Below are 3,986 nucleotides of genomic sequence, written 5' to 3' on the forward strand. Positions count from 1 at the left end.
CCTTCACCCTGCTCTTCGTCGTCCTCATAATCGTGGTGATTGTCCTGACCATCGTCTTCTCCCGGTTCCTGACCGGGCCGCTCCTGAAACTCCAGAGGGGTGCTGAAGAGATCGGGCAGGGCAACCTCGAGTACCGTGTGGAGGTGGAGACGCGCGACGAGTTTGGCAGCCTTGCCCGTTCGTTCAACACGATGGCAGCCGATCTCCGGGAGTATATCAGCACCCTGAAGCGGACCACTGCCGAGAAGGAGCGGATGTTAAAGGAACTGGAGATTGCAAAAGGGATCCAGCAGAGTTTCCTCCCTGAGTCCGCTCCCACGCTGCCGGGATTCGACCTTGCGGGATACAACCTCCCGGCTCTCGAAGTAGGCGGGGATTTCTATGACTTCATCCCGCTCGATTCCGACCATTATGGTCTCGTAATCGCAGATGTCTCGGGCAAGGGCGTCCCGGCAGCGCTGTTCATGGCGCTCTCTCGGACCCTGATCCGGGCAAGTGCAACCTCGGTTGAAGATCCTGTCCGGTCCATTCGGGAGGCAAACCGGCACATCTTCGCGGACTCAAAGACAAGCATGTTCGTCACGCTCTTCTACGCGGTTCTCGACTGCAAAGAGAAGTCGCTGATGTTTGTCAATGCCGGCCACAACCCGCCCCTGTACCTTGGCGCCGGTACCGCCAGTGTCCGGCTCCTGAACGCCGAGGGGATAGCGCTCGGGGTCCTGGACGAGATCGAACTCAAATCCGTCAGTATCCCGCTCCAGCCCGGAGACGTTGTTGTCCTGTACACGGATGGCGTGACCGAGGCAATGAACGCAAAGGACGATGAATATGGTATCGAGCGGCTGATGAAATGCGTTGAAGAGACAAAGGCCCTTCCCTCGCAGGAGATCATCAACGCAATCGTGCGCGAGGTGGTGGCATTTGCCGGCACTCACCCCCAGCATGACGATATTACCGTCATGGTGCTGAAGGTACTCTGAGCCGGGCCGGATTTATCCATGTCGCTCACAGGCATAAAAAAGAACAGACCGGGATCCTGTTGCCGGGATTCCCTTTCCCTTATTCAAGGAATGTTTCCAGGATCGCCCTCCCCTGGCTGATCACTTCAGATGTATTCACAGACAGTCCGGCAACCGAGATCTCCGGGACAAGGTTCGTGAACTCCTCCAGGTAGAACACCCGCTGCTGTGCAAACGGCAGTTCATAGGACATCACCTTCAGGTCGATTGCCGCGGTCCCGTTCACCTTGACGGTGAGCGATCCGTCCTTCACGAGCGTCCCGATTGCCTGTGCTGCCTGCACGGTACCGATTTTCACCGGCATGGTGATGGAGGTGTTGCCGCTCTCCTTCACAGTGATATGTGCGAGCTCGCCATGGCCGAGATACTGGTCGGATCCGCCGGTCACATAATACAGGTCGAACGCGATCCTGTTGAGATCTGCTCCAACGGGATTCGGGTTGAAGATATTTATGGTCGTGTTGATCGTCAGGGTCCGGAGTGAGACATCCGATAACGTGACATCGGTCACGGTTAGCACGGGCGGCTTCACAGGGGCCTCCGTAATGCACCCGGCAAAGAGGATGCAGAGGAAAAAGAGCAGGAAGATACCGGTCAGGATGAAGGTGCGCATAGTGAGAATTCATTTCAGGAACGTAAAGATATCGGTTCTGCGGGGGCAGGCACTACCATATTTTGGAGGGGATGAGATGATGATGTCCTCTGAGCTGCGATCAGAAACGGGTCGTGTCCTGGCCCGTACGGAGACATCGGGATAAACCGGGAATACCCGGTATTAAGAAGAGATGGGGCCGGCCCCGAGGAACCGGGAAATTCAGGTTCCGGTCTGAAACATCAGAATGTAGACCCGCCGGAGTTCTGCGGGTTATAATGGGTAACCGGTGTCTGTGCTGGTGCTGTCGTCACAATTTGCAGGCTCGTTACCGGGAGGATGGTTGTCACATCGGGATTTACTGGAGAGGTTCCCACGACACCTGCACCAGCCGCACAGGATCCCCCAATCTCCTTGCAGTAGGCTTGTGCCATGGTGAGATACGTCTCGACCAGATTGTGGGGATGGGGCGATGTCTTCTGTCCCAGGTTATTGGTATAGGTAAGCGCATCGGAGTAACCCAGTCCGAGATCCTTCATCAGGTATCCCATGGTCACAATACCGGTACGGTCTGCGCCGTGCGTGCAGTGGACGTAGATGAGGCGTTTCTTTCCGGTCGGGTCCTTCTGTGCCATCAGGGTGCTGATAGTATCCATGAGATTGTTGTAACTGCAGAGTACGTCCGAATCAGATTCCAGAACATTCTTACAGGATGCATCATCGCTACAGGCCCCGACACTTGACCAGATGAGGTTTGCCGGCTGGCCGCGGAGCGTTCCTTCGACAACCGGTGCCGAGCACCGGCTGAATTTCTGCCCGAATGCTGCTTTTTCGATATCAACATAGTTGGCATTGTCAGCAGTGTTCAGGAGGCTGACAACAATCACATGATAATCCCCAAGCTCGAACTCCTGCATCTGGGCTCGTAGTGCTGCTGACTTTCCGGTACTGAAATAGGCCGGGCTCACATCCTTCACATTTTTCAGCATGACATTGAGGTTGTCATAGGCGAACTGCCACTCCGATTTGTTTTTGCAGCCACCGTCTTTGCCAACTCCGTCCCGGACAATCAGGGGGAGGGGCCCGCGGACAAGCAGGTTACCGTTTGCTTCGTTGAGATCGACGACAGTAGGCGCCGCAAGGTTGTCACGGTTCTCTTCCTGGAGGTTATTCACATTATGGCAGTTCGTCCCGTCCGGGGAACTGTCACTGTGCCCCACAGGCGCCAGAATGTCCTCGTTCAAGGGGGCCTGCCCGGGATCTGATGCCGGGAGGAAAAAAGCTAAATACCAGAGTCCAACTACCGCTGCCAGGAACACCAGCACAAAAACCGGCGCCCATTTCCTTACAGGATTCCCTATGGATTTCTCTTCATTCATTGGTGATCTCAGCCATCCAGATGTTCGTATTGACGTGTTTGGGTAATATCAAGATAAATCCTGCGAGCCGGGAAATGTTCATAGCCTTTTTTTTCCAGCCCTTGTTTGTCACTGTTTCAGGTCCAATGCAATCCACATCCGGCTCCCTTATTGTCCAACCAACAATTGATTCACCCCGGGTTCCTTCACCATCGGCGAGGGCGGGAAACGAAACGGTTAATGCATCAACGCGTGAACACCGGTTATGCCGGATTCTCCCGAACCATCAGATGACAGCACGGGAAAGACCTCGCCTGCCGATACGCCAAAAGGGTACATGATCTCCCTTGCCGTGGTGCTCATGGGCATCCTCATCGTCATGGTCTTTTTCATGAACCTCTCCGGGCAGGATGCAACTGCTGCAACCGCTATCACCCAGCACCGCTGGTCGCTCCAGTCGTATGCCGCCTCTGATGGCACAACCGTGCCAGTCCGCGAGGGCACAACCGTCACCGCCCGGTTTTCAACCGATGGCAAAGTCAGCGGATCCGGGGGCTGCAACGACTATTCAGCCCGGTACCTGGTGAAGGACACCCTGATGGTTGTCTCGGGAATTACCACCACCAAGATGAACTGTCCCGGCAATGGCGTAATGATCCAGGAGTCCCGGTATTACTCGCTGCTTGAAGATACCGCGGCGCTTCGGGTGCATAACCGGGTCCTGACCATGTACAACACAGCCGGGGAACCGCTGCTCGTCTTTGCTGCGGCATAAACCACGGGCAAGGGGCAATGTCATACGGTGAAAAACCTTTTTTTTACAGGATGCCATACTACAAACGCATGAGACCATCCATTATCCTCATCTTTACGTTCCTGAGTCTCTTCCGGCTTCCCTTTCATGCGCGCTGAACCTGACCGTCTTCGGCACCGGCGTAGCCTGGACCCGTCCCGGCAATTGTGTGCGCGGCCTGTTCCACACAAGTGTAGCGCTGCCCATTACCCGGGGCTGCGGTT

The 3,986-nt window shown here is 55.5% G+C and carries 4 protein-coding genes; 2 read left to right on the forward strand and 2 right to left on the reverse strand.

Features of this window, described 5'->3' with window-relative positions; all coding sequences use genetic code 11:
* The coding region (locus tag CW742_RS08430) for a SpoIIE family protein phosphatase (protein ID WP_292419077.1) at nucleotides 1-980 on the forward strand (980 nt) is incomplete at its 5' end.
* 79 nt (nucleotides 981-1,059) lie between these two features.
* On the opposite strand, the gene CW742_RS08435 is transcribed toward CW742_RS08430, so the two are convergent.
* Nucleotides 1,060-1,632 carry an LEA type 2 family protein gene (locus tag CW742_RS08435; protein WP_292419080.1) on the reverse strand — a complete coding sequence of 191 codons (573 nt, stop codon included), beginning with the start codon at nucleotides 1,630-1,632 and terminating at the stop codon, nucleotides 1,060-1,062.
* A gap of 221 nt (nucleotides 1,633-1,853) precedes the next feature.
* Nucleotides 1,854-2,855 carry a hypothetical protein gene (locus CW742_RS08440; RefSeq protein WP_292419083.1) on the reverse strand — a complete coding sequence of 334 codons (1,002 nt, stop codon included), beginning with the start codon at nucleotides 2,853-2,855 and terminating at the stop codon, nucleotides 1,854-1,856.
* Nucleotides 2,856-3,234: 379 nt separating this feature from the next.
* On the opposite strand from CW742_RS08440, the gene CW742_RS08445 reads away from it, so the two are divergent.
* Nucleotides 3,235-3,744 carry an META domain-containing protein gene (locus CW742_RS08445; RefSeq protein WP_292419084.1) on the forward strand — a complete coding sequence of 170 codons (510 nt, stop codon included), beginning with the start codon at nucleotides 3,235-3,237 and terminating at the stop codon, nucleotides 3,742-3,744.
* The last annotated feature ends 242 nt before the right edge of the window (nucleotides 3,745-3,986 follow it).

It is taken from the genome of Methanoregula sp., assembly GCF_002835825.1.
GTDB lineage: Archaea > Halobacteriota > Methanomicrobia > Methanomicrobiales > Methanospirillaceae > Methanoregula.